16 protein-coding genes are annotated in these 25,632 nt (G+C 70.2%); 9 read left to right on the top strand and 7 right to left on the bottom strand.

Annotated features, from left to right (window positions below; all coding sequences use genetic code 11):
- Positions 1-106 precede the first annotated feature (106 nt).
- The 4 genes from ACZ6KY_RS21600 (at position 107) to ACZ6KY_RS21585 (ending at position 6,182) form a co-directional block, all read left to right on the top strand.
- Positions 107-1,384, top strand: coding sequence for a family 16 glycosylhydrolase (locus ACZ6KY_RS21600; protein WP_469311905.1), 1,278 nt, complete (start codon positions 107-109; stop codon positions 1,382-1,384).
- 129 nt (positions 1,385-1,513) lie between these two features.
- Positions 1,514-2,713, top strand: a complete 1,200-nt coding sequence (locus ACZ6KY_RS21595; protein WP_469311904.1) for a beta-1,3-glucanase family protein — start codon at positions 1,514-1,516, stop codon at positions 2,711-2,713.
- A gap of 207 nt (positions 2,714-2,920) precedes the next feature.
- Positions 2,921-5,014 (top strand): SpoIIE family protein phosphatase, encoded by a 2,094-nt coding sequence (locus ACZ6KY_RS21590; protein ID WP_469311903.1) that lies wholly within the window; start codon positions 2,921-2,923, stop codon positions 5,012-5,014.
- Between the two features lie 289 nt (positions 5,015-5,303).
- Entirely contained in the window at positions 5,304-6,182 is an 879-nt protein-coding gene (locus ACZ6KY_RS21585; RefSeq protein ID WP_469311902.1) for a YhjD/YihY/BrkB family envelope integrity protein, read from the top strand.
- Positions 6,183-6,185: 3 nt separating this feature from the next.
- Here the strand turns inward: ACZ6KY_RS21585 and ACZ6KY_RS21580 are convergent, their stop codons facing one another.
- Entirely contained in the window at positions 6,186-8,252 is a 2,067-nt protein-coding gene (locus tag ACZ6KY_RS21580) for a SpoIIE family protein phosphatase (protein WP_469311901.1), read from the bottom strand.
- Positions 8,253-8,507: 255 nt separating this feature from the next.
- Here ACZ6KY_RS21580 and ACZ6KY_RS21575 point away from each other — a divergent pair, with 255 nt between their 5' ends.
- Entirely contained in the window at positions 8,508-10,973 is a 2,466-nt protein-coding gene (locus tag ACZ6KY_RS21575; RefSeq protein ID WP_469311900.1) for a SpoIIE family protein phosphatase, read from the top strand.
- Between the two features lie 43 nt (positions 10,974-11,016).
- Here ACZ6KY_RS21575 and ACZ6KY_RS21570 read toward each other — a convergent pair whose 3' ends face one another.
- From ACZ6KY_RS21570 to ACZ6KY_RS21550, 5 genes are all read right to left on the bottom strand, one after another.
- A complete protein-coding gene (locus ACZ6KY_RS21570; RefSeq protein ID WP_469311899.1) occupies positions 11,017-12,810 on the bottom strand; it encodes a SulP family inorganic anion transporter in 1,794 nt (597 codons plus the stop codon).
- 55 nt (positions 12,811-12,865) lie between these two features.
- Positions 12,866-15,589 carry a cation-translocating P-type ATPase gene (locus ACZ6KY_RS21565; protein WP_469311898.1) on the bottom strand — a complete coding sequence of 908 codons (2,724 nt, stop codon included), beginning with the start codon at positions 15,587-15,589 and terminating at the stop codon, positions 12,866-12,868.
- Positions 15,590-15,637: 48 nt separating this feature from the next.
- A complete protein-coding gene (locus ACZ6KY_RS21560) occupies positions 15,638-16,657 on the bottom strand; it encodes a polyphosphate kinase 2 family protein (RefSeq protein ID WP_469311897.1) in 1,020 nt (339 codons plus the stop codon).
- Positions 16,658-16,698: 41 nt separating this feature from the next.
- On the bottom strand, positions 16,699-17,193 hold the full coding sequence (locus tag ACZ6KY_RS21555; RefSeq protein WP_469311896.1) for a three-helix bundle dimerization domain-containing protein: 495 nt from the start codon (positions 17,191-17,193) through the stop codon (positions 16,699-16,701).
- Between the two features lie 764 nt (positions 17,194-17,957).
- Positions 17,958-18,410 (bottom strand): phospholipase, encoded by a 453-nt coding sequence (locus ACZ6KY_RS21550; RefSeq protein ID WP_469311895.1) that lies wholly within the window; start codon positions 18,408-18,410, stop codon positions 17,958-17,960.
- 257 nt (positions 18,411-18,667) lie between these two features.
- Here ACZ6KY_RS21550 and ACZ6KY_RS21545 point away from each other — a divergent pair, with 257 nt between their 5' ends.
- The 3 genes from ACZ6KY_RS21545 to ACZ6KY_RS21535 all read left to right on the top strand — a co-directional run bounded on the left by ACZ6KY_RS21545 (position 18,668) and on the right by ACZ6KY_RS21535 (position 20,616).
- The gene (locus tag ACZ6KY_RS21545; protein WP_469311894.1) at positions 18,668-18,886 is read left to right on the top strand and encodes a hypothetical protein; all 219 of its coding nucleotides are present in this window, start codon (positions 18,668-18,670) and stop codon (positions 18,884-18,886) included.
- Between the two features lie 208 nt (positions 18,887-19,094).
- The gene (locus tag ACZ6KY_RS21540; RefSeq protein ID WP_469311893.1) at positions 19,095-19,694 is read left to right on the top strand and encodes an isochorismatase family protein; all 600 of its coding nucleotides are present in this window, start codon (positions 19,095-19,097) and stop codon (positions 19,692-19,694) included.
- A gap of 10 nt (positions 19,695-19,704) precedes the next feature.
- Positions 19,705-20,616 (top strand): GlxA family transcriptional regulator, encoded by a 912-nt coding sequence (locus tag ACZ6KY_RS21535; protein ID WP_469311892.1) that lies wholly within the window; start codon positions 19,705-19,707, stop codon positions 20,614-20,616.
- Between the two features lie 43 nt (positions 20,617-20,659).
- Here the strand turns inward: ACZ6KY_RS21535 and nhaA are convergent, their stop codons facing one another.
- On the bottom strand, positions 20,660-22,561 hold the full coding sequence (gene nhaA / locus ACZ6KY_RS21530) for a Na+/H+ antiporter NhaA (RefSeq protein ID WP_469312046.1): 1,902 nt from the start codon (positions 22,559-22,561) through the stop codon (positions 20,660-20,662).
- A gap of 308 nt (positions 22,562-22,869) precedes the next feature.
- On the opposite strand from nhaA, the gene ACZ6KY_RS21525 reads away from it, so the two are divergent.
- Positions 22,870-25,257, top strand: a complete 2,388-nt coding sequence (locus ACZ6KY_RS21525) for an ATP-binding cassette domain-containing protein (protein WP_469311891.1) — start codon at positions 22,870-22,872, stop codon at positions 25,255-25,257.
- The last annotated feature ends 375 nt before the right edge of the window (positions 25,258-25,632 follow it).

The raw sequence follows: 25,632 nt of genomic DNA, 5'->3' as shown, positions 1-25,632 counted from the left end.
ACCGCTGGCGGGAGAGCGCTCTCATCGATGTGCTCTCGTCGCACGCGCAGCGGGCGCGGGCTGGAGCACGGGTTCAAACTCCCCCACAGACAAGGTGTGTTCAGCCATGGCTGCTCATCGCGCACGGCGATGGTCCCTCGGAGGACTGGCGCTGCTGCTCGCCACAGGCGTCGCCGGTGGTGTCCTCTTCACCGCCACGGGCCCCGCCGCGAACCGGGCCCACGCCGCCTCGGTCGCGCAGACCTGGTCCGACGAATTCGACGGGGCCGCCGGAAGCGCACCGAACTCCGCCAAGTGGACCTTGGAGACCGGCGGTTCGGGCAACGGCAACCACGAGCTGCAGTACTACACGAAGAGCTCCGACAACGCCGCCCTCGACGGGAACGGCCACCTGGTCATCACCGCGCGCAAGAACAGCGACAGCGGACTCCAGTGCTGGAACGGAACCTGCCAGTACACGTCGGCCCGGCTCAACACCGCACAGGCCTTCACCCAGGCGTACGGCCGGTTCGAGGCCCGCATCAAGGTGCCGCGCGGGCAGGGTGTCTGGCCCGCCTTCTGGATGCTCGGCGACAACCTGGGCAGCGCGGGCTGGCCGAACAGCGGCGAGATCGACGTCATGGAGAACGTCGGCAAGGAACCCGGCACGGTGCACGGGACCATCCACGGCCCGGGATACTCGGGTGCCGGCGGTATCGGCGCCGCGTACACCCTGCCGGGCGGCAAGGCCTTCGCGGACGACTTCCACGTCTTCGCCGTCGACTGGAGCCCCACCGCCATCACCTGGTCCGTGGACGGGCAGACGTACGAGACCCGCACGCCCGCCGACGTGAACGGCAACAAGTGGGTCTACGACCACCCGTTCTTCGTCATCCTGAACCTCGCGGTCGGCGGTGACTGGCCCGGCAGCCCGGATTCCGGCACCTCCTTCCCGCAGACCATGACCGTGGACTACGTGCGGGTCTCCGCCGCGAACACCGCCCAGCCCACCGCCGGGTCCGGAACCACCGGCGCCATCAAGGGCATCGGTGGCATGTGCCTCGACGTGGCGGGCGCCTCCAGCGCCGACGAGACGCCGATCCAGCTCCACGGCTGCAACGGGGCCGACGCCCAGAAGTGGACCGTGGGCGGCGACGGCACCGTACGGGCCCTGGGCAAGTGCCTCGACGTACGCGCCGCCTCCACCGAGAACGGAGCCGCGGTTCAGCTCTACACCTGCAACGGCACGAAGGCGCAGCGGTGGACTCTCACCTCCGCCGGTGATCTGACGAACACCGGCGCGGACAAGTGCCTCGACGCCAAGGACGGTTCCTCGGCCGACGGCACCCGGCTGCAGATCTGGACCTGCGGCGGAACGGCCAACCAGAAGTGGACGCTCGGCTGACCGGCCGCCCTCCAGCCCGACTCGCCTGACCGGCGCCCCTCCAATGCCTCGGCCGACCTTCCCGGCACCCTTCGCCCTTCCTCCCCCCACCGCCTCCCCAAGGCGCAAGCACCAAGGAGTACACGTCACATGACGCCTCGTCACCAGCGGAACCTGACCCGTCGCAAGACGCTGTTCGCCCTCGGCGGCGCTGCCGTCGCGGCACCCGCCATCGCGGCGATCGCCCCGTACGCCATGGCCGGCCAGACGAACGCCACCACCAAGGCCGCCGCGGGTTCGCTCCCGCTGACGATCGTCAACAACAGCGGTTCGTTCGGCAACGCGTCGGTGCACGTGTACATCGTCGGCAACCAGAACGGAAAGCAGGTCCGCGTCACCCAGGACGGAAGGCTCGCGCCGATCTCCCTCTCGGACAACGGTGCGAACGGATTCACCGACTACGCGCTCACGCTGGCCAAGAGCGGGGAGACGAAGCTCAGCCTCCCGTTCATGTCGGGCCGCATCTATGTGTCGCTGGGCGCGAAACTGAAGCTCAAGGTGGTCAAGGACGGCAACGGCAACGCTGCCCTCCAGTTCCCGGCCGGCTGGGTCAAGTCCGACCCCAGTTTCGGGGTGGTGCACGACTGTGCCGAGTTCACCTTCAACGCGGCCGGCATGTTCTGCAACACCACCATGGTCGACATGTTCAGCGTGCCCATGAACATCCGGCTGACCGGGGCCAAGCAGCAGACCACCGGCACCATCCGGCACGGCGGACGGGCCGCCGCGTTCGCCGCGATCAAGCGGAACGCGGACTTCGCGCCCCTCGTGGTCGGCGACCTCCGCATCATCGCCCCGGGTCACGGCCTGGACGCGGGCCTGTTCGCCAAGGACTACCTCGCCCCGTACATCGACCAGGTGTGGAGCACGTACACCGGCAAGAACCTGACCGTCAAAACCAACGCGGGCACGTTCACCGGCCGGGTGCGCGGAGGCAGGTTCACCTTCGCGGGGCCCGCCTCCGTCTCGTTCGCCAAGCCCTCCACCCGTGACGTCCTCTTCTGCGACGGCACCCTCGCCGCGCCCAACGACGGCACGACCGGCCCGGTGGCCGCGGTCCTCGGCGCCGGCTTCAACCGCTCCACACTGCTCAGCAACCCGGCCCAACCGACCACCTCCGCGGCCGACTTCTACCGGACCGGCCTCACCAACCACTACTCCAAGGCCATTCACGCGGCCACCGCGGACGGCAAGGCCTACGGCTTCGCCTTCGACGACGTCGCCGACTTCGCGTCGTTCATCCAGGACACCGCGCCCAAGGCGATCCGCTTGACCCTGACACCGTTCTAGGTCCCGCAGGCGCCCTGCCCGCCGCGGGCAGGGCGCCGGGCTCGTCCGGCGAGCGCGGGGGAGTCCGCCGGGCGGGGTGCGTCCGTTGGTTCAGGCAGGGGTCCGCCCGCGCGCACCGGTGCTCCGGTCGCGCGCCACTCCTGAACGAATATGGTGGAACTCTGGCAAACCGGAATGTATGGGTGGTCAACGGTCTACGGAAGTGGCATGGGTGCATCGCGTGGCGGACGTGGCAGACCGGGGTCGGAGCTGGACGATGCCGTTCTCGCGGCGCTCTTCTCCGAGTCGACCGTCGGCCTGCATGTCCTCGACACGCAGCTTCGCCTGGTCCGATTCAACACCGCGGCTCGCTACGTCCGGGCGTTCGCCCTGGATCAGGCCCTGGGCCGCCACCCGCGGGAGTGGGCCGGTGACTTCTACACCGGCAACTATGAGACGACCGTGCTGGAGGTGCTGGAGACAGGAGTGCCGGCTCTGGACGTGGAGGTGCGCGGCCATCTGAGTTCCGACCAGCCCGAGATCGTCCTGTCGGTCTCCTGCTTCCGGCTGGAGGACGCGGCCGGCGGCGTCATGGGGCTGGCGACGGCCGTCGTGGACATCACCGAGCGCAAACGGGCGGCGGCGCGGCTGGCCCTGCTGGAGCGGGCGAGCGGACGCATCGGTACGACGCTCGACATCTTCCGTACCGCTCAGGAATTCGCCGACGAGATGGTGCCCGCGCTGGCCGACACCGTGGTGGTCGAGGTACTGGACTCCGTCCTGCGCGGCGAGGTCTCCGCACCGGGCACCGTCATGGAGTACGGGGCCCTGCGGTGCACGGGCCGTCGTTCCGTCGCTCCGGACGCCGAGCGGTACCTTCCCTCCATCGGCGAGGCGATCGGCCTGTCCTCGGCGACTCCCTTCGCCCAGTCTCTGGCCGACCTCCGGCCACGCATGATCGATCACTTGAGCCCGGACGCGGACTGGCTGGGCCGGGAGCCGGTGCGGGGGCGCCGCATGATCGAGGCGGGGGCGCATTCGGTGCTGGTGCTGCCCCTGGCGGCCCGCGGCTCCGTGGTCGGGGTGGCGCACTGCTACCGGGCAGGCACCGCGCACGCCTTCGACGACGGTGAGCTCGCCCTCGCCGCCGAACTCGCCGATCGCGTGGCCCTGTGCCTGGACAACGCCCGGCTGTACACGAGGGAGCGATCGGCCGCCCGCGTCCTCCAGCTCAGCCTGCGACCGGCCCGGGTCCGCGGCCACGCCGCGGTGGAGACGGCCTACAGCTACTGCCCGCTCGGCGCCGGCGGGGACTGGTTCGACGTCATCCCCCTCTCCGGGGCGCGGGTGGCCCTGGTGACCGGCGACACGGCGGGCAGCGGCCTGAGGGCCGCCGCCACCATGGGCGAGGTGAGGGCCGCGATCAGCGCGCTGGCCGTCCTCGACCTGGCACCCGACGAGGTCCTGGAGCGGCTGCACGCCCTGGTGACCCGTCTCCTCGGAGAACGGCCGCGTGATCCGGATCCCCCGGCGGACGACGAGATCGAGGACACCACCTGTCTCTACGTCGTCTACAGCCCCATCACCCGCCGCTGCGCGGTCGCGAGTGCCGGGCATCCGCCTCCGGTGCTGGCCCTGCCCGACGGCACCGTCGAGTACGCCGTGGTGCCGGCCGGGCCACCGCTGGGCCGTGGTCTGGCGAAGTACGGCACGGCCGAGTTCGAGCTCGCCGAGGGCAGCATCCTCCTGTTGTCCAACACCGCCATGTTGCGTGCTGTCTCGGACGACCCGCACGAACAGCTCGTCCGGATCAGCGGTGCGTTGCTGCCGGCCGACCGGCCCCTGCAGAAGATCTGTGACGAGGTGCTCTACCGGCTGACGCCGGAGCACGCGGAGAACGACGCGGTGCTGCTGCTGGCCCGTACCCGCGCCCTGGGAGCGGATCAGGTCGCGTCGTGGACGCTGCCGAACCACCCCGCCTCCGTCGCCGAGGCGCGCGCCCGCGCCGAGCGCGCGCTGGAGGCCTGGGGCCTTGGACAGCACGCCTTCACCGCCACTCTGGTGGTCAGCGAACTCGTCACGAACGCGGTGCGGTACTCGGAGGGTCCCATCGGGGTACGCCTCATCCTCGACGGCTCCGCCATCGTCTGCGAGGTGACCGACGACAGCAGTACCGCGCCGCACCTGCGGCACGCGGAAGAGGTCGACGAGGGCGGCCGGGGCCTCTACCTCACCTGGCAGGTCAGCCACCGCTGGGGAACCCGCCCCGAGGCCCGCGGCAAGACGATCTGGGCGGAGGTCGCCCTGTCCGAGGACGGCTGAGAAGACGAGGACCTCTGACGGGCGAGTGAGTGCTTCGGGTACGCGGAGCAGGGCGGCCAGGTGAGGGAGGCAGCCGGTCAGGACCGGCTGTGACGGCCGATCGGGTGACCTGACGAGCGTCGTCCGCCCGGGCGTCGACCGCCGTCGTGTCGCCGATCCCCGCCCGGACGGCCGTCCGTTACGCTCGCAGCGCCATACCGGGGCCGAATATACGGAGGACAGGACGGCGGGGATCAATCGCGAGCGCCTTGTCAGGACGCTGACGTTCTGGCTGCGTCCCGCCTTCGCGTTGCGGGTCATCAACCGGTTCCAGAAGATCGTGGGCTTCGACCGTTCGATGGCCCTGGCGTCGAGCGCGCTCACCGCGTTGATCCCGCTCACGATTCTCTGCGGCGCGGTGCTGAGCAGTTTCTCGGACTACGACGCCGCCGAGCGGATCATCCAGCGGTACGGCCTCACCGGACAGGGCGCCCAGGCGGTCAGGTCGCTCCTCGCCCCCGCCGAGGGCACCAGCACGAGCGTGGGTGTCTTCGGAAGCGTGTTCCTGATCATCTCCGTGCTGAGCTTCGCGCGCGCCTCGCAGCGGCTGTTCGAACAGACCTGGCAACTGACCCCGCTCAGCGTCCGCAACACGAGGAACGGCCTGTGGTGGATCCTCGGGCTCGGCGGCTACGCGGCGGTCACCGGGTGGCTCCACGCGGTCCTCGGGGGGAGCAAGCTGGGCGTGGTGGCTTCGGTGTGCGAGATTCCGGTGAGCGTCGCCTTCCTCGTGTGGAGCGGCTGGGACCTGTCCGCGAAGCGCATCCCCTGGCGCGACCTGCTGCCCTTCGGGATCACGGCGGGTGTCATGACCGCGCTGTACTCGGTGGGCGCGACCGTCTACCTCCCGCGCCTGTTCAACTCCTACGCCGCTCGCTACGGGGCGGTCGGCGCCGTCTTCGCGATGATCTCGGCGCTCTTCGCCGCGATGTTCGTCATCGTCGCCTCGGCGGCCCTCGGACGCGAGATGCGGGACGAACTCACCCGGATCCGCGCGGGCGACCGCCCCTCCGACGACGAGGTCCGCCGCCAGTGGGACAGTGTGGTCGAACAGACCCGGTCGCGCTGGCACACCACACGCGAACAGGTCTCCGCCCACCGCCGCGGCAAGGACTCGAAGAAGCCGTAGGGGCTACTTCGCGCGGGCGACGAGGAGGGCGACATCGTCGTGGTCGTCGGAGTTGCGCAGGCCGTACAGCAGAAGGTCGCAGATCTCCTCCAGGGGCCGGCCCGGTTCGTCGAGGAAGCTGAGGAGGACGTTCAGGCGGTCGTCGATGGGATGCAGCCTGGTCTCGACCAGGCCGTCCGTGTAGAGGACGAGCACATCGTCCGGGTTGAGTTCCACCGTGGTGGTCTCGAAGGGGACTCCGCCGACGCCGAGCGGGGCGCCCGACGGCAGGTCCAGCAGCCTGGCGGCGGCGCCGGGACGGGCCAGCGCGGGCGGCATGTGACCGGCGTTGGCGATGCGGCACTGCCTGCTGTGGGGGTCGTACACGGCGTAGATACAGGTGACGATGTAGTGCTCCAGGTCGCACGTGATCTTGTCGAGGTGGTGGAGCACATCGCCGGGGTCGAGGTCCAGGTCGGCGTAGGCGCAGGTGGCGGTGCGCAGCCGGCCCATGGTGGCGGCGGCGTCGATGCCGTTGCCCATGACGTCGCCGACGACCAGGGCGGTCCGGTCGTCGGCCAGCGGAATCACGTCGTACCAGTCGCCGCCGACCTCGCTGGTGGCCTGGGCCGGCTGATAGCGGGACGCGACCTCCAGACCCGTCAGGTGGGGCGGATGCTCGGGCAGCAGACTGCGCTGGAGGGTGACGGCCGTGTTGCGCACGCTCTGGAACCACCGGGCGTTGTCGATGGCCACGGCGGCGCGGGCGGCCAGCTCGCTCGCGAGGACGACATCGTCGTCGTCGAAGGGGACCGGGTTGCGGGTGCGCTTGAGGTCGAGGGCGCCGAGCACCTCGCCGTGCGCGATCAGCGGAACGGCGAGATACGAATGGACACCGGCCTGTGCCAGGAGGGCCGTACCCTCGGCGTCGCGGGCGATGCGCGGCAGATCGTGCTCACCGACGTGCCGCACCAGGACCGGCCTGCCGGTGTGGACGCACAGGGTCACGAGACGGTCACCGTCGTACGCGGCCATCTCACCGGGAGGGTCGGCGGCGCGCAGCGCCACGGTGGGGTAGGACGCCTTCAGCGCGAGAGAGCGGAAGAACTCCGGGCCGTTGTCCGGCCTGCGCTTGCGGCGGCAGGCCAGGACGGAGTCGAGGACGTCCACCGCGACCACGTCGGCCAGCTCGGGGGCGGCGATCTCGGCCAGTTCGCGAGCGGTCTGCTCCACCTCCAGGGTGGTGCCGACCCGGGTGGAGGCGCTGGCGATGAGCGCGAGGCGACGCCGCGCCCGGTCGGCCTCGGCGGCCGCTCGGTGGCGTTCGGTGACGTCGACGACCGAGGCGGCCGCGCCCAGCACCCGTCCGCCCGCGTCCTCCAGCCGGTAGAAGGACAGGGACCAGGCGTGCTCGTGGTCGGGATCGGCCGGCGGGCGGCCCACGTGGTACTGGTCGAGCAGCGGTGTGCCGGTGGTGAGCACCTGACGCAGCGCGGACTCGACGGTGTCCACGTCGGGAAAGGGCAGCGTCTCCCGCAGGTCCCGGCCGACGTGGTCCTCGGCGGGGATGCCGTCGATCCGTTCCAGTGCCGGGTTGACCATGAGATAGCGCAGGTCGGGGTCCATCAGGGCCAGACCGATCGGTGACTGGTTGATCAGCTGCTCGCACAGCGCCAGATCGGTCTCCACCCGCTGGAGCAGCGTGTGGTCGGCCGCGATACCGAGGGCGTAGACCTCTCCCCGATCGTCCAGGAGCCGCATGTTGCGGAACTCCATCAGCCGGGTGCTGCCGTCCTTGTGCCGGATGGGGAAGGCGCCGGCCCAACTGCGCCCCGTCTCCAGCACATCGGCGAACAGCTTGGTGACCGACTGCAGATGCTCGGGGTGGATGATCAGGCGCGCCGCGTACTTGCCGAGAGCCTCTTCCGCCGAATAGCCGATGAGTTCCTCGGCCTGCGGGGTCCAGAAGACGATGCGCCCCTCGATGTCGAGGACCATCGCGCCCACGCTGAGCACATCCAGCAGGCCGGTCGGCCGGGACGGGTCGGGCTCGTAGCCCCTTCTGTCGGACTGCGGGGAATCGGCTGTCATCCCTGGCCCTCCTCCACCGGCCGCGGCGCGGTGTGCCCGGCTCCGTCGCCGCCGCCGCGCACCTGTGTGCCGACCCCGGCCCTTCCATGCTGCGCCCTGCCCTCGGCCTTGCCCACTCCAGAGCGGCGCGTTGGCATGTTCAGGGCCAAGGTGCGGGTGCCGGGCGGCGCCGCCCCTGTCCGGTGATCATCCGCCGGGCCGTGCACATCGGGCGGACAAGCAGGAACATGGTCGTGTGTAAAGGATGAGGGCTTCATGGTTTCTGCGCAGGAAGGTTCCGACGCGCCCGCGTCCGAAGGACCGGGCGATCCCTTCGACGCGTCCACCGACGCGGCGGCGGTGGTGTCCGGCGACGGGGTGGTGCTGGGCTGGACCCGGGGTGCCGAATCGCTCCTCGGCTACCCGGCGGCCGAGACGGTCGGCACCTCGGCCGCGCACCTGCTCGCGCTGCCCAGGGACCCGTTGCGGGTGGCCGGTGTCGCGGAGCGCTGCCGCGCCGGAATGGGCTGGAGCGGTCTCATCCCCGTACGCCACCGCGACGGCCGGCGCATCGACGTGGACCTGCGCGTCTCCGCGTCCTTCCGCATGGGCGAGAGCGAGTGCTTCCTGATCTCGGCACGGGACCGGAGAAGGCAATGGACGGTGGGGCCGGCCTTCATCGACGGATTCCTGACCCGCTCGCCGGTCGGCATGGCGGTGCTGGACCTGCAACTGCGCTACGTCTGGATGAACGACACCCTGGAACACCTGGGCGGTGTGCCCCGTGAACAGCGGCTCGGGCACCGGCTCACCGAACTGCTGCCGGGGTTCCAGTCGGAGACCATCGAGGGGCTGATGCACAAGGTCCTGGCGACCGGCGAGCCCGTGATCGACTACGAGTACCTGGGATGGAGCTGGGCCGACCCGCATCGCCGGCACGCCTATTCCACCTCGTTCTTCCCGCTCCTGGGCGTCGACAACTCCTACACCGGCGTGTGTTACATGGTCCTGGACGTCACCGAGCGGTGGAACGCCCGGCAGCTCCTGTCGCTGGTCAACGAAGCCGGGACCACCATCGGCAGGACCCTCGACGTCATGCGGACGGCACAGGAGCTCGCGGACTTCGCCGTTCCGCGCTTCGCGGACTTCGTCGTCGTCGACCTCCTGGAATCCGTCCTCAGCACCGAGGGACACGGAGCCTGGCTGTCGGACGCGGGACCGGCACCCGCCAAGCCGATGATGCGGCGCGCCGGTCTGCGCTCGGTGCGGGAGGGCTGCCCGGAGGCCGTGGCCCGGATCGGGGACCGGGCGGACTTCCTTCCGCCGCCCCACGACGTGCACCTGCTCACCAACGGCGAGCCGGTCCTCATCCAGGTCCTCGACCCGGACGACGACCTGTGGATCGCCGAGGAGCCCGCGCGAGCGGAAAGCATCCGCCGGTACGGGCTGCACTCCCTCATCTCCGTGCCGATGCGGGCACGCAACACCGCCCTCGGCCTCACCACGTTCGTACGGTCCATCAATCCGGTCTCGTTCCAGCCCGACGACGTCCTGCTGGCACGCGAGGTGGTGGCACGCGCGGCGCTGTGCGTCGACAACGCCCGCCGCTACTCCCGCGAACACACGGCGGCGGTCACTCTTCAGCGCAGTCTGCTGCCGCACGCCCTGACGGGCGGGACCGCGCTGGAGATCGCCTCCTCCTACCTGCCTGCGGACCCGAGCGGCGGGGTCGGCGGCGACTGGTTCGACGTCATCCCGCTGTCCGGCGCCCGCGTCGGCCTGGTCGTCGGCGATGTGGTCGGCCACGGCATCACCGCGGCGGCCACCATGGGCCGGCTCCGCACCGCGGTGCAGACCCTCGCCGACATGGAGATGCCCCCCGACGAACTGCTGGCGCACCTCGACGACCTCGTGCTCCGGCTGAGCGAGGAGCGGACCCACGAGCAGGAGGCGGACCGGAGCACGACCGCGTCCTTCCTCGGAGCGACCTGTCTGTACGCCGTCTACGATCCCGTCACCAGGCGCTGCACGATGGCGCGAGCCGGGCATCCGCCCCCCGTCGTCGTCGCCCCCGACGGTCAGTTCTCCTTTCCGGAGCTGCCCGCCGGCCCTCCGCTCGGGCTCGGCGGGATGGCCTTCGAGAGCCACGAGATCGAACTCGCCGAGAACAGTCTGATCGGTCTCTACACCGACGGCCTCGTCGAGGGCGGGCACTACGACATGGAGCTCGGCATGACACGGCTGGGGGAACTGCTCGCCCGGTCGGACCCCGACCTCGAAACGCTGTGCTCGGACGCGGTACGCCAACTCGTTCCCGTGCCCCAGCCCGATGACATCGCCCTGCTCCTGGCGCGCACGCACGCCCTGGGAGACGACCATGTCGTCTCGTGGGAGATGCCGGTGGACCCGGCCGCCGTCTCCGACATGCGGGCCCGTGCCACGCGAGTCGTCGAAGGCTGGGGTCTCGGGGAACTGACCATGACGACGGAACTCATCGTGAGCGAACTGGTCACCAACGCGATCCGCTACGCCGAACCGCCCATTCGGCTGCGGCTGCTCCGCGACACCCGGCTGACCTGCGAGGTCTCCGACGCAAGCAGCACCGCCCCACGGCTCAGACACGCCCGCAGCACGGACGAAGGCGGTCGCGGCCTGTTTCTGGTGGCTCAGCTCGCCCATCGCTGGGGCGCTCGCCACACGGCGGCCGGAAAGGTCATCTGGGCCGAACAGGAGATCCCGTGAGGACGCCGGACCTCAGCGGCCGGCTTCGCGCGCGCCGCGTTCCTCAGCCGAGGCCGGCCTCCGGCCGGCCGGAACCGCCTTCCTGGTCGCCCGGATCGACGCCGTAGCCGCCGAGATCGACGCCGTGGCCGTCGCACCAGGAACGGTACGCGGCGACCGCCGTGGGCAGCGTGGGGAAGATCCGGTCCTCGCCGACGGACGCGCTCAGCCCGTAGGCGTCCAGGTCGTCACGCAGATCCTGCTTGACCCGGGCCATCGCGAACTCGATCCCGCGCCGGCCGAGTTCCCGGCGCAGCTCGTCCAGCGAGTCCAGTGCGGTGATGTCCACCTCCACGTTGGCCTCCGCGTTGAGGACGAACCACCGGACCGGGATCTCCTGTTCGGCCACCGCGCCCAGGGCACTGCGCCGGAAGTCCTCCGCGTTGGCGAAGAACAGCGGTGAGTCGTAGCGGTAGACCAGCAGTCCGGGAATCACCCGGGCCTCGGGGAAGTCGTCGACGTCGTGCATCCCGGCCATGCCCGGCACCAGTCCCTGGACCGCGTCGTGCGGGCGTGCCACCCGGCTCAGCAGTTCGGCCACCGACAGGCCCACGGCCACCAGTACCCCGTACAGGATGTCGAGGGCGAGGACTCCGACGAGACAGCCGAGGGCCAGCAGGAGTTCCCGGGCCCGGAAGGACGCAAGCCGCCGGAAGCCGGCCAGGTCGATCATCCGGATCGCCGCGTAGACGACCAGCGCGCCGAGGACGGCCATGGGGGTGTTGGTGAGCAGCGGACTCAGGAACAGCAGGACGGCCAGGACGGAGACCCCGGCGGTGAGCCCGTACGCCTGGCTGTGCGCGCCCGTGGACTGCGCGAGCGCCGTACGGCTGGCGCTGCTGCTCACCGGGAAACCCTGGAAGGCGCCGGCGCCGAGGTTCACGGCACCCAGGGCCAGCAACTCCTGGTTCGCGTCGAGCTCCGTACCGCCGTCGTCGGTCGTGAAGGCCCGCGCGGTCAGGATGAAGTCGGTGTAGCCCACGAGCAGGACACCGACGGCGGGCAGCAGCAGTTGGGGCAGGCTGCCGAGATCGGGCAGTTCCGGGCGGGGCAGCCCGGCCGGAATCTCCCCGATCACCGCGAGGCCGTGGTCCTGGAGGTCGAACACCGCGACCACGGCCGTGCCGAGGACGAGGGCCAGCAACGGCCCCGGAATCCTCCAGCGGAAGCGCGTCGCCACGTACAGGAAGACCAGCGTCACGGCACTGAAGATCACCGTCGTGGGATGGATCTCGTCCACGTTCCCGAAGAAGGAGGCCAGCTTCGGGAAGAACCCCGAACCGTCCGTCGGGACACCGGTGAGCTTGGTGAGCTGATCCACCATCATGATCAGCGCCACGCCGGCGAGATACCCGATCAGCACGGGCCGGGAGAGCAGATCCGCCACGAACCCCAGCCGGGCCGCCCACGCCACGAGACACATCAGACCCACCGCGAAGGCCAGCGCGGCGGCCAGGACCGCGTAGCGCGCGGGATCGCCGCCGGCGAGCGGCCCCACGACCGTCGCGGTCATCAGCGCCGTCGTCGACTCGGGCCCCACCGACAGCAGCCGGGACGAGCCAAGGAGGGCGTACAGCACGATGGCGGGCAGGATGGCCCACAGACCCACGACGGGCGGCAGTCCCGCGACACTGGCGTACGCCATGACCTGCGGCACCAGATAGGCCGCGACCGTGATCCCGGCCAGCAGGTCCCCGCGCAGCCAGCTCCGCCGGTACCCCCTGAGTACCGCGAGGCCGGGGACCCCCGGAACAGCGCGACGCCACCCTCCGCCTGGGGTGCCGGGGTGCTTCGACACGGCTGTCCTCCGGGTAGGTCCGCGCCGGACGGGGCACGGACGCGGGACCGCGCACTCACTCGGCGCGCTGAGTCCTGCGGGCCAGGAACTTACCCACCTCCCACAGGATCAGGAGCGCGACGGCGGACAGCAGGGCCCAGCCGAACTGCCGCAGATCGATCCGGGTGGTGCCGAGGATGCGGCGGAAGCCGTCCATCTGGGTCACCAGGACCGCGAGGACGAACTGGGCCAGCGCCGTCCAGTTCATCTGCTTGCTGTCGAACGTGCTCGTCGTCAGCACCGAATCCGTCTCACTACGGCATTCGAACGCGGCCACGATCAGACAGAGCGCGAACGCCGTGAACGCCATCGAACTGCCGATGTGGACGCTGTCGAAATGGGATTCGCCCAGCTTGATCAGCCCGAGCAGGATGAGCGTGATCGCCAGCCCGCTCAGGCCGACCGTCACCATCACGGGCCGGGTCAGCACCGACTCGCCCCGGGGACGCGGCCTGCGCCGCATGAGCCCCGCGCTCTCCTTGTCGAAGCCGAGCGCGAAGCCGAAGGAGGCGTTGACCACGAAGTGGATCCACAACACCTGCGGCGGGGTGAACGGTTCACCGGCCGCGATGTTGAAGATGGTCGCCCCGAGGAACGTCAGGACGAAGGTGACCAGCAACAGGAGCACGAAGCGGATGTACTTGGTGAGGTTGTCGTAGAGATTGCGGCCCTGTTCCACGGCGTAGACGATCGTCGCGAAGTTGTCGTCGGACAGGATCATCCGCGCCGCGTTCTTCGCCACGTCCGTACCGCTGCCCATGGCGATACCGATGTCGGCGGACTTGATGGCGGGAGCGTCGTTGACGCCGTCGCCGGTCATCGCGACGACATCGCCCTTCTTCTTGAGCGTGGCCGCCAGCAGCACCTTGTGCTCCGGCGCGACCCGCCCCACCACCCCGATGTCGTCGATCCGGGCCAGCTGCTCGTGCTCCGGCAGCGCGGCGAAATCCGCGCCGAGAACGGCCTCGCCGGGGATCCCGAGCTGCCGGGCGATGGCGGCACCCGTCGTGACGTCGTCCCCGGTCACCATGCGGACCCGGATGTGGGCGGCCTGGGCGCTGGCCACGGCGGCCCGGGACTCCTCGCGGGGCGGGTCGACCATCCCGACCAGGCTGGCAATCCGCAGGCCGGTGACATAGGCGAGCAGATCTCCGCCGGGATCGAAGTCGGCCGGGTCCAGATCCCGGGTCGCCGCCGCCATCACCCGGCGCCCCTCACCGCCCATGCGTTCGGCCTGCTCGTCGGCGCGCCGGCTGAGCTCCGCGTCCCACGGGACGGTCGCGCCGCCCGACAGAGCGGTGGCCGCGCGGGCCGTCACCGCCGGAGCCGCACCCTTCACGAAACAGCGCACCACCGGCCGGCCCACGGCGTCGACGGCGGAGTTGAAGGTCGCCATCAACTTGTAACCCGGGTCGAAGGGCAGCGTGGCGAGACGCGGCAGCCGCTCGCGCGTGGCGTCGATGTCCAGCCCCGCCTTGTGGGCCAGCACCAGGAACGCGCCCTCCGTCGGATCGCCGACGACCTCGCCGTTCACCAGCTTGGCGTCGTTCGCGACGAGGTACGGAAGGATCGCGTCCTCGACGCCCGCGGAGGAGCCCGCGGCGTGCTGGATCCTGCCGTCGAGGCCGTAGCCCGTGCCGGAGACGGTGTACCGGTCCGTGGGGGTCAATATCTCCACGGCCGTCATCTGGTTCATGGTCAGGGTGCCGGTCTTGTCCGAGTTGATCGCCGACGTGAACGCCAGGGTCTCGACGGACGGCAGCTCCTTCACGATCGCGTTGCGCTTCGCCAGATTGAGACTGCCGACGGACAGGATCGCCTGGGTCACCGTGGGCAGGGCCTCGGGAATGGCGGCGATGGCCAGCGAGACCGCGCTGACGAACAGGGCGTCCCACGCCTGGTCGCGGCGGTACCCGAGCGCGAACATCACGATCATGGTCAGGCCCGCGGCGGCCGTGATCCACAGCGTCAGCGTGTCGAGCTCCTTGGTGAGCGGCGCCTCCTCCCTCTCGGTCGCCGACAGCATCTCCGAGATCTTTCCGAGCTCGGTGCCCTCACCCGTCCCGGTGACGACCACGACACCGCTGCCGTGGGTGACCGGGGTGTGCATGAACGCCATGTTCGACTGATCCCCCGGGCCCAGCAGGACCTTCGGCAGGGTCTCGGCGTCCTTGGTGGCGGGGACGCTCTCGCCGGTGAGCGCCGACTCGTCGATCTGCAACGCGTGGGCTTCGACGATCCGCCCGTCCGCCGGAACCTGGTCGCCGGCGGTGATGTGCACGACATCGCCCACGACCAGCTGCTCCGCCGGGATCTCCGACTCGGTTCCGTCACGTCTGACCCGGGCCGTCGCCGTCAGCATGGACTTGAGCGCGTTCATCGCGCTCTCGGCCTTCCCCTCCTGCCGCAGACCCACGACCGCGTTCAGCAGGGTCAGCAGGACGAGCAGGATCGCGGTGGTCCACTCGGCGATCGCCAGCGAGACGACCGCGGCGACGAGGAGGACGACCTGCATATAGCTGCGGTACTGCTCGACGAACCGCCGCCACGCGGGCTTCGGCTTCTCCTCCGGCAGCGTGTTCGGCCCGTTCTCGGCGAGCAGTTCGGCGACCCTGGCCGCGGTGAGTCCGGACGCGGGATCGACACCGAATGCCGACGCGACGTCCTGCGGAGCACGCGCGTACCAGAGTTCCGGAGCAACGCGCTCCGGAGCCCTGGGGCCGCTCGACTGCATCCCCATCTCAGCTCTCCGATCTGGATTCGCTCCGCCGTCCGTGTCCCGAGGGACCTACTTCCGCTTGCGCTTCCCGGTCCGCGATGCCGCGCCGGACGCCTGCCGTCCTTTCGCCTTACGGCCGCCCGCTTCGGGGACGGGATGACCGGCCGCGTACGGATCGGCCGGCGCACCCTCAGGAGCGTCGGCCTCCAGTTCCCGCCTCGCGGCCCGGAGGTCCTTGCGCGCCTCCTTGCCCACCACCGGGTAATCGGGGTCGATGTCCATGAGCGTGTGAGCCAGTACCGCCGCGGTGGAGACGCGCGCGAACCACTTCCGGTCCGCCGGGACGACGTACCAGGGCGCCCATGGCGTACTGGTGTGCGAGAGCATCTCGGAGAACGCGTGCTGGTAGTCGTCCCACCGTCGGCGCTCCCGGACATCGGCGGCGGAGAACTTCCAGTTCCGCTCCGGCACGTCGAGCCGCTTCATGAAACGGGTGCGCTGCTCCTCCTTGGACAGGTTCAGGAAGATCTTCACGACCTTGAACCCGTTGTCCGTCAGATAGCGCTCCCAGTCGTTGATGGCCCGGTAGCGGCGCTCCCAGATGTCCGCCCCGCGCGCGTCCGCCGGCAGCCGCTGGCGGTCGAGGACCTCCGGGTGCACCCGGACGACCAGCACCTCCTCGTAGTGCGAACGGTTGAAGATCGCGATGTCGCCACGGGCGGGCAGCTTGTTGGCGTACCGCCACAGGTAGTCGTGGTCGAGCTCCTCGGCGGAGGGCTGCTTGAAGCTGCTCACCTTGACGCCCTGCGGGTTCACCCCGCTCATGACATGCCGGATCGTGCCGTCCTTGCCCCCGGCGTCCAGCGCCTGAAGACAGAGCAGTACGCCGTACGTGTCCTGGGCCGCCAGGCGTTCCTGGTACTCGGCGAGCAGGGACACGCCCGTGCCCAGCAGTTCCACACCGTGCTTCTTCTTCAGGCCGGCCTTGTACCGGGGGTCGAAGTCCTCGCCCAGGTTGACCCGCGATCCCGGCTCGACCCGCAGTGGCTCGATGAGTTCCGCGATGCGCTCGGCCCTGGCATCCGTCATGACGACCCGCCTCTTTTCCTGTCACGGAGAGCGCCGCACGGTCATGAGGGCTCACCGGCACGGCCCAGATCGGACGCGGGTGCGGGCCGGAGCCTGGCGGGTATCCACCGGCCGAGCAGGGAAGAGCGTCCCGGGCCTTCGTCCTGCCGCTCCGCCGTCCTGGCCGGTGCCTGCCGCTCGGCGGTCGCGTCGCCGACGGCCGTCGAAGCGCGGGAGGTCACCTCATGGTGGGCGCCGAGCAGCGCCCGGACCCGGCGTTCGACCAGAATCGGGACGTATGTCCTGACCTTCGCCTGCTGGAACGAACCGCGGGCCGTCGCGACCACTTCATCCACGACGGACGGGTCGACCGAGGGGTACGCGGCCTTCAGTCTCGCGCTCAGGCGACGGAGGGCGACCGCCTCGTCCTGGCGGACAGCCTGGTGAGCCGCTGGGGCCGCCGTCGGAGGAGCGCCCGCGGGCGGAGCGGGGGCGTCACTCGTTCCCTGCGGTGCGCTGCTCTCGTCGGCCGTGGATGCCGGCTCGTCCGTCTTCATCGCTCAACCACCCGCGCGCTCGCAAGTCCCGGGCCTCAAGGGGCGGAGACCGTCGGGCCAACGGTCCCGATCGACCGCCCCGAGACGGCTCGACGGCCGGGTACGAGGCCGTCCCACTCATTCTGGGTCCGCCCGGTCGAAACCGCCTCACGGACGGCGCGCCCTCGCCGGTGCCCGCGCCGCCGCAGACGCGACCGTCGAAACCGGGCCGCCCGCGGAGGCCGGAACGTGGGTCGGATCGCTCGCGGAGGGCAGGTGGTGTGCGGGGTCCGCGGGGCGAGCCGGTACGCGGGGAGCATCTCGATGTGTTCCCCGCTGTCCAGTCAGCTGAGGCGTACGACTCCAGTCCGCCGATGCGCACGACGACCGGGCCGTCATGGTGGTGACGCCGAAGGCGCGCACTCCCTCCGACCGGACCCTGCGGAGAGGAGCCGGAGTCCTCCGGTCCGGTCGAGTCCTGTGCCGCCGCGTCGATACGACGGCCCACGCCACCCGACCCGCGTCCCCGCAGCCGTGATGTGCTCCCCTTCGGTCCGGTGAACGCACAGTGGACGAGGGCACGGCTGGTGGGTGCGGGGCGGGTGGCAGGGGTCGATCTGTAGACCGGGCAGGCATCGCCCGTCGTGATGGGGGCCCAAGGACTGACAAGCCATCATCAATGTTTAACTGGAACGCAGTTGGCTCGAATCAACCAGGGCGCGAGCGGGACACATGCCACGTACTGCCCGCGCGCTGTACGGCGCTTCCTGTGTAGGGGCGGAGGGTCAGCCGAAGGCCTTGACCGCCTGGTAGTAGGTCCAAGCGGTGCTGTCGCAGGAGACCTTCGTCGCGCCACTGTAATTGGCGCAGACCCGCTCGAGGTCCGCGTAAAGGCCGCTGTCGAGACGCGACTTGTTGGCGTCGAAGGTGCCGGCGGCCTTGTAGTTGCGGTAGCCGAAGTCGTGGCGGGCACATGAGGTGGCGAAGGGGAAGCCGAACGGGTTGTCCGGCGAGTCGGAACAGTAGTCGGTGGACCAGTCGAAGGCATACGCTGACCAGGCGGCCTGGTTCGCGCGGGCGGCGACCCAGGTGTTGTAGCTCGACGCGCTGGTCTGGGTCCAACTGGACAGGACCTGGGGCTTGTCGGCAGGGGCGGCGCTAGCGGCTGTAGCGGTCGCCGTGATGGTTGCCAGTGCCATGGCCGAGGCGGCAAGGCCGGTGGCGAGTCTTCGGTGCATCCCACACCTCCATGAGGCTGCGACCCGCCCATCGGGCAGCAGGTTCATGACAAGAATGATCGGCATCGCGACCCTCCTTGCATAGTGCTTGAACCCCAACAATCAATTAACTCGGGGGAGTTGGGCGGGTGCGTTTCATGTCTGCGACCCCCATGGCCGACTATGGCTGGATGTGTTCCCCTGGGGGCCAGGGGTGTCACTCCCGAGTGTGACAACGGGGGGTTGACGCGACAACGAGGGGTTGTCAGTCTGTGGATATGGCGAACACGAAGGACCTCTCCGCGCATCAGCCAACTCTCAGCCGTATCAAGGAGGTACGCGAGCAGGCCATCCATCACGCACGCCTGGCCCGGCAGTTCGCCGTCGAGAGGCGTGAGTTGATGCAGGGCCTCATCGACCAGGGGGTGTCCCAGGCGGACATCGCGCGGGAACTCGGCGTGACGCGGCAGGCCATTCAGAAGATGCTGGCCTGCTAGGTCGTTCCGTTCCCGTCTGGTCGGTGCCTGTCGTGCCGCCACGGCCGAACACGTCCTGCCGGCAGGACAGCGCACGGCCCGCGTCCTGGCCCGAGCCGCCAGGATCACGGTGCCTTCGCCGGACCGGCTTCCGACGTGACCGGATCGGTCCGCAGCCGGACTCGATGAGGTCTGTCCCCGTGGTGTGCGCGCCGGTCAGAGTGGAGGCATGACCCGAGCACTGATCGTCATCGATGTCCAGGAATCCTTCCGCGCCCGCCCCCTGTGGGAGACCATCTCCAACCCGAAGATCACCCACCAGGTCGACCGCCTGGTCGGCCTCGCCCGCAGCGCCGGTGACACGGTGGTGTGGGTGCTGCACTCGGAGCCCGGCAGCGGCGGCGTGTTCGACCCCGCCCTCGGCCATGTCCGGCTCATGGAGGAGCTCCGGCGCCAGGACGGCGAACTGCTGATCCACAAGACCTCGCACAACGCCTTCACCACCACCAACCTGCAGCAGCTCCTCACCGAACGCGGTGTCCGCGAACTCACCGTCTGCGGAATCCGCACCGAGCAGTGCGTGGAGACCACCGCCCGCCTCGCGAGCGACCTCGGCTACCAGGTCACCTTCGTCTCCGACGCCACCGCGACCAACCCCATCCCGCACCGGGACGCGCCCGCGGACCAGAGCGTGGCCGAACTGCTCGCGGATCCCCGCACCCTCAGCGCCGAGGAGGTCATCAGGCGCACCGAGTACGCCCTGGCCGGGCGCTTCGCCACCATCGCCACGGTCGACGATCTTGAGACCTCGGCCGCGTCTCGGGCATGATGACCGGATCGTGAGTCACATCGTCTTCTTCCTGGTGCCCGGAGTCCATCTGCTGGACCTGGCCGGCCCCGCGCAGGTCTTCTCCACGGCCTCCGACTTCGGGCACCCGTACACCCTCGACTACGTCGCCGAGCAGCCGCGGATCCCCAGCGCTCAGGGGCTGCCACTGGTGACCCGGATCGACTGGCCCGAGCTGGGCCCCGAGGACCTGATCGTCGTGCCCGGCTGGCGGGCGCTCACCCTCACCGACGGCCCTCCCATCGGTGAAACCAGTCTCCGGGTCCTCCGGGAACACCACGCGAGGGGCGGCACCGTCGCCAGTGTCTGCGCGGGAGCCGACGCGCTCGGCCGGGCCGGACTGCTCGACGGCCGCCGCTGCACCACGCACCACGACGTCCAGGACGATCTCGCCCGCCGCTACCCGCGGGCGGCCGTGGTCCGCGATGTCCTGTACACCGAGGACGACCGGGTGGTCACCTCGGCGGGCATCGCCAGCGGGATCGATCTCGCCCTGCACCTGATCGCCACCCGGCACGGCCCGGCGACGGGCGCGCAGGTGGCGCGGGACATGGTGGTCTACGCCCGACGCAACGGCCACGAACCCCAGGCCAGCGCGATGCTCCGGTACCGGTCCCACCTGGACGACACCGTGCACCGCGCGCAGGACCTGCTCGACGCCCGCTTCGACCGGCCGGTCCCCCTGCCGGAACTGGCCGCGGCCGTGGGCGTCAGCGAACGCACCCTCACCCGTCTCTTCACCCGCGCGACCGACGGCCTCACACCGCTGCGCTATCAGCAGGCCCTGCGCCTGGAGCGAGCCGAGCACCTCATCAGCCACGGCGTCACCGTCGACGCCGCCGCACGCGCGGTGGGCTTCGAGGACGCCCGTATGCTGCGCCGCCTGCGAGCCCGCGCGACCTGAACCGCCACCGCGCACTCCTCCCGCGGTGTCCCGCGCGCGGGCCTCAGGTCTCCTGGCCCGCTCCCGTGAGTGTCGCCCGCTGGCGCGCGGCGCGTACGGCCGCTGTCAGCGAGACGATGTCGTAGGCGCCGTAGTGACGGCGGCCGTTGACGAAGAACGTCGGCGTGCCCGAAACACCGCTGAGGTCCGCCGACTCGACGTCCATGGCCACCCGGGCCGCGCCCGCGCCGTCCCTCAGGTCCTCGCGGAAGCGGCCACTGTCGAGGCTGAGGCGAGCGGCGTACCGGAACAGGTCCCTCGGGCCCAGGTCGCCCTGGTGTCCCATGAGGAGGTCGTGCATCTCCCAGTAGCGGTTCTGCCGGGCCGCGGCCTCGGAGGCCTGCGCGGCGAGCTGGGCGTTGGGGTGCACGTCGGTGAGCGGAAGATGGCGCCATACATAGCGGACGTCACCGAAGTCGGCGAGCAGTTCGCGCACCACGGACTCGGCCAGACCGCAGTAGGGACACTCGAAGTCGCCGTACTCGACAAGGGTCACGGGCGCGTCGAGCGGCCCGCGCACATGGTCGCGTTCCACATCGACGGGTTCACTGAGGTCCACGATGCTCTGACCGGTGCCGAGGAGCGCCCGCGCGCGGGAACGCGCGGTGAGAGCACCGATCACCAGGGTGACGACCCAGGTGAGGAGGAACGAGCACGCGACCGCGGCCAGAATGCCGACCTTCGCCTGCGCCAGACGGTCGCCGGTGAAGGCCAGCGACGTGATCAGCAGCGCCACGGTGAAACCCACACCGGCCAGCGTGCCCCCGGCCGTGATGGCGCCCCAGCCCACGGGCGGGTGGAGACGCCCTCGGGCGGCGCGCGTGGTGAGCCAGGTGCCGCCGATGATGCCGACGGGCTTGCCCAGCAGGTATCCGAAGAGGATGCCGAGGGTGATCGGCGAGGTGAAGGCGTCGGCGAGTTGACCGGCGCTCAAGGTGATTCCGGCGTTGGCGAGGGCGAACAGCGGCACGATCACGTAACTGGTCCAGGGATGGAACATCTGCTGGAGCCGCTCGTTCGGGGAGAGCGTCGAGGCGAGACCGCGCCGCACCGTGCGCTCCAGCTCCGGGGTCGGCTGCTCGCGGAAACGCCGGAACAGCCGGCTGGCGTGTTCCAGATCGCTGCGCTCCGCCGCGTACGCGTACGTCAGCATGCCCATCGCGAGACCCGTCACCACCGGGTCGATGCCCGACTTCAGGAGCGCCACCCAGATGGCCACGCCCAGCACGCCGTACAGGGACGGAATCCGTGCGCCGATGGTGCGCCGCAGCAGCAGGACGACCACGAACAGGCCGAGTGCCGTCAGCAGCGCGGGCAGCGAGATGGTGTCGCTGTAGGCGACGACGATGACGGCCAGCGCCAGGAAGTCGTCCACCACGGCGACGGTGAGCATGAAGACGCGGAGATTGGTGGGCAGTCGTGAGCCGAAGACGGCCAGCATGCCCAGGGCGAAGGCCGTGTCGGTCGACATGGCGGCACCCCAGCCGTGCGCCGCGGAACCATGGCCCGAGGTGATGGCGAGGTACACGACGACGGGGACGATCATGCCGCTGAGTCCCGCCAGCAGCGGCAGGGTGACCCGGCGGCGTTCCCGCAGCTCGCCCAGGTCGAACTCGCGGCGCGCCTCCAGGCCGACGACGAAGAAGAACAGCGTCATCAGGCCGCTGTTCACCCACTCGCGCAGATCCAGCGACACTCCGCCCGACCCGATACGGACCGACAGTTCGGTGCCCCACACCGTCTCGTACGAGTCGGGACCGATGTTGGCCCAGGCCAGCGCCACCAGGGCGGCGGCGAGCAGTACCGCGGCGCTGCCGGTCTCCGTGCGCAGAAACGCGCGCAACGGGCTGCGAGCGCGGTTGCCGCACTGAGTCTGACCTGACATGGACGGAGTCTCGGATGGCATGGTCACCCTCCGATTCTCACCCCGGACCGGACAGTTCCCCAGACGGCACGTGACCGGACCGACAGCGGGGGACCGGACCGGTCAGGATTCGAGAAGCGCCGGCGGCCGGGCCTCACCTAGCGTGGCGCAGGGACACCGTCACCTCACGTCGGCCGGCACCGACGGCGACGTACGCCGTGGACGGTGGCCACGACCGCGCGGACGCAGTCGGCGAACGGTGACCCGGCACCGCGCGAAGCTGGTTGGATCGAGGCAGGCGATGCAGGCGGAGACCGTGAAGGCGACCCCGCCCGACAGATGGAGACACGATGAGCAAGGCCACGAGGACGGACCCGCAGCCGCCCGCGCCGCATGGTGCCGACAGCCACGATCTGATCCGCGTGCTCGGCGCGCGGGAGAACAATCTCAAGGACGTCAGCATCGAGATCCCGAAGCGCCGGCTGACGGTGTTCACCGGCGTGTCCGGCTCGGGCAAGAGCTCGCTGGTGTTCGACACGATCGCCGCCGAGTCGCAGCGGCTGATCAACGAGACCTACAGCAGCTTCGTGCAGGGCTTCATGCCCACGCTCGCGCGGCCCGAGGTCGACGTCCTCGAAGGCCTGACCACCGCGATCATCGTCGACCAGCAGCGGATGGGTGCCGACCCGCGCTCCACGGTCGGCACGGCCACCGACGCCAACGCGATGCTGCGCATCCTGTTCAGCAGGCTCGGCAAGCCGCACATCGGCCCGCCCAGCGCGTACGCCTTCAACGTCCCCTCGGTCAAGGCGAGCGGTGCCATCACCGTCGAGCGCGGTGCCAAGAAGGCGGTGAAGGCGACCTTCAACCGCACCGGCGGCATGTGCGTGCGCTGCGAAGGCCGGGGCGCGGTCTCCGACATCGACCTCACCCAGCTCTACGACGACTCCAGGTCGCTCAACGACGGCGCGATCACCATCCCCGGCTACGGCTCGGACGGCTGGAACATGCGCCTCTACAAGGAGTCGGGCTTCGTCGACCCGGACAAGCCGATCCGCGAGTACACGAAGAAGGAACTGCACGACTTCCTCCACCACGAGCCGGTCAGGATGAAGATCGCGGGCATCAACATGACCTACGAGGGTCTGATCCCGCGGATCCAGAAGTCGATGCTCTCCAAGGACAAGGAGGCGATGCAGCCGCACATCCGGGCGTTCGTGGACCGGGCCGTCGCCTTCACCACCTGCCCCGAGTGCGACGGCACCCGGCTCAGCGAGGGCGCCCGTTCCTCGAAGATCAAGCGGATCAGCATCGCCGACGCCTGCGGGATGCAGATCAGCGACCTGGCCGAATGGATCCGCGGTCTTGACGAGCCCTCGGTGGCACCGCTGCTCTCCGCGCTCCAGCAGACCCTCGACTCGTTCGTGGAGATCGGCCTCGGCTACCTCGCCCTGGACCGGCCGGCCGGCACGCTGTCCGGCGGCGAGGCGCAGCGCGTCAAGATGATCCGCCACCTCGGCTCCTCGCTCACCGACGTCACCTATGTCTTCGACGAGCCCACGGCGGGCCTGCACCCCCATGACATCCAGCGGATGAACGACCTGCTGCTGCGGCTGCGCGACAAGGGCAACACGGTGCTCGTCGTGGAGCACAAGCCGGAGACGATCGTGATCGCCGACCACGTCGTCGACCTCGGGCCCGGCGCCGGTACGGGCGGCGGTTCCGTCTGCTTCGAGGGCACCGTCGAGGAACTGCGGACCGGCGGCACGGTCACCGGCCGCCACTTCGACGACCGGGCCTCCGTCAAGGAGACGCTGCGCAAGCCCACCGGCACGCTGGAGATCCGCGGCGCGTCGGCCAACAACCTGCGCGATGTCGACGTCGACATCCCGCTCGGGATGCTGGTCGTCGTCACCGGCGTCGCCGGCTCTGGCAAGAGCTCGCTCGTGCACGGGTCCATCCCGGCCGGCGAGGGTGTGGTGTCGGTCGACCAGGCGCCGATCCGTGGTTCGCGGCGGAGCAACCCGGCGACGTACACCGGTGTGCTCGACCCGATCCGCAAGGCCTTCGCGAAGGCCAACGACGTGAAGCCGGCGCTGTTCAGCGCCAACTCCGAGGGTGCCTGCCCCACCTGCAACGGCGCGGGCGTCATCTACACGGACCTGGCGATGATGGCCGGCGTCGCCACCACCTGTGAGGACTGCGAGGGCAAGCGGTTCGACGCGTCGGTCCTGGAGTACCACCTCGGCGGCCGTGACATCAGCGAGGTGCTGGCGATGTCGGTGGACGAGGCCGGGGAGTTCTTCGGTGCCGGTGAGGCGCACACGCCGGCCGCGCAGCGCATCCTCGGGCGGCTCGCCGATGTCGGGCTCGGCTACCTCACCCTCGGACAGCCGCTCACCACGCTGTCCGGCGGCGAGCGACAGCGGCTCAAGCTCGCCACGCACCTCGGCGACAAGGGCGGCGTCTACGTCCTCGACGAGCCGACCACCGGCCTGCACCTCGCCGACGTCGAGCAGTTGCTCGGCCTTCTCGACCGGATCGTCGACTCGGGCAAGTCGGTCATCGTCGTCGAGCACCACCAGGCGGTCATGGCGCACGCCGACTGGATCATCGACCTCGGCCCCGGAGCCGGTCACGACGGCGGCCGGCTCGTGTTCGAGGGCACTCCGGCCGACCTCGTGGCCGCCCGCGCCACCCTCACCGGCGAACACCTCGCGGCCTACGTCGGCGGCTGACCGGGGCTCACGCGGACCCGGGGGCGAGTTCCGGCCGCCGCCCGAACTCGCCCCCGGGTCCGTCGGCCACCGACGGACGGCCGAAGTCCGGAACCGGTCCGATCCGGAACCGGTCCGATCCGGAACCGGTCCGATCCGGAACCGGTCCGATCCGGAACCGGTCCGATCCGGAACCGGTCCGATCCGGAGCCGAGAAGTGTCGGACGCCGGCGAACAACAGAGCCTGCCCTGACCGAGGGTGGCGACCCGCCAGTGGGGCCAGCGGGCTTCAGGACGGGCGCTGCGGGACCCGCCGGGCTCCGCGCGCGCCCTGCCCGAAATACACCTACGGTTGACGCACAGAGTGGCGCCCGCGGACAGTGATTCCTGCCGCTT

The organism is Streptomyces sp. NPDC042002, from assembly GCF_055588305.1.
The sequence above is the reverse complement of the archived record's forward strand: the minus strand, read 5'-3'. Positions and strand labels throughout refer to the sequence as shown.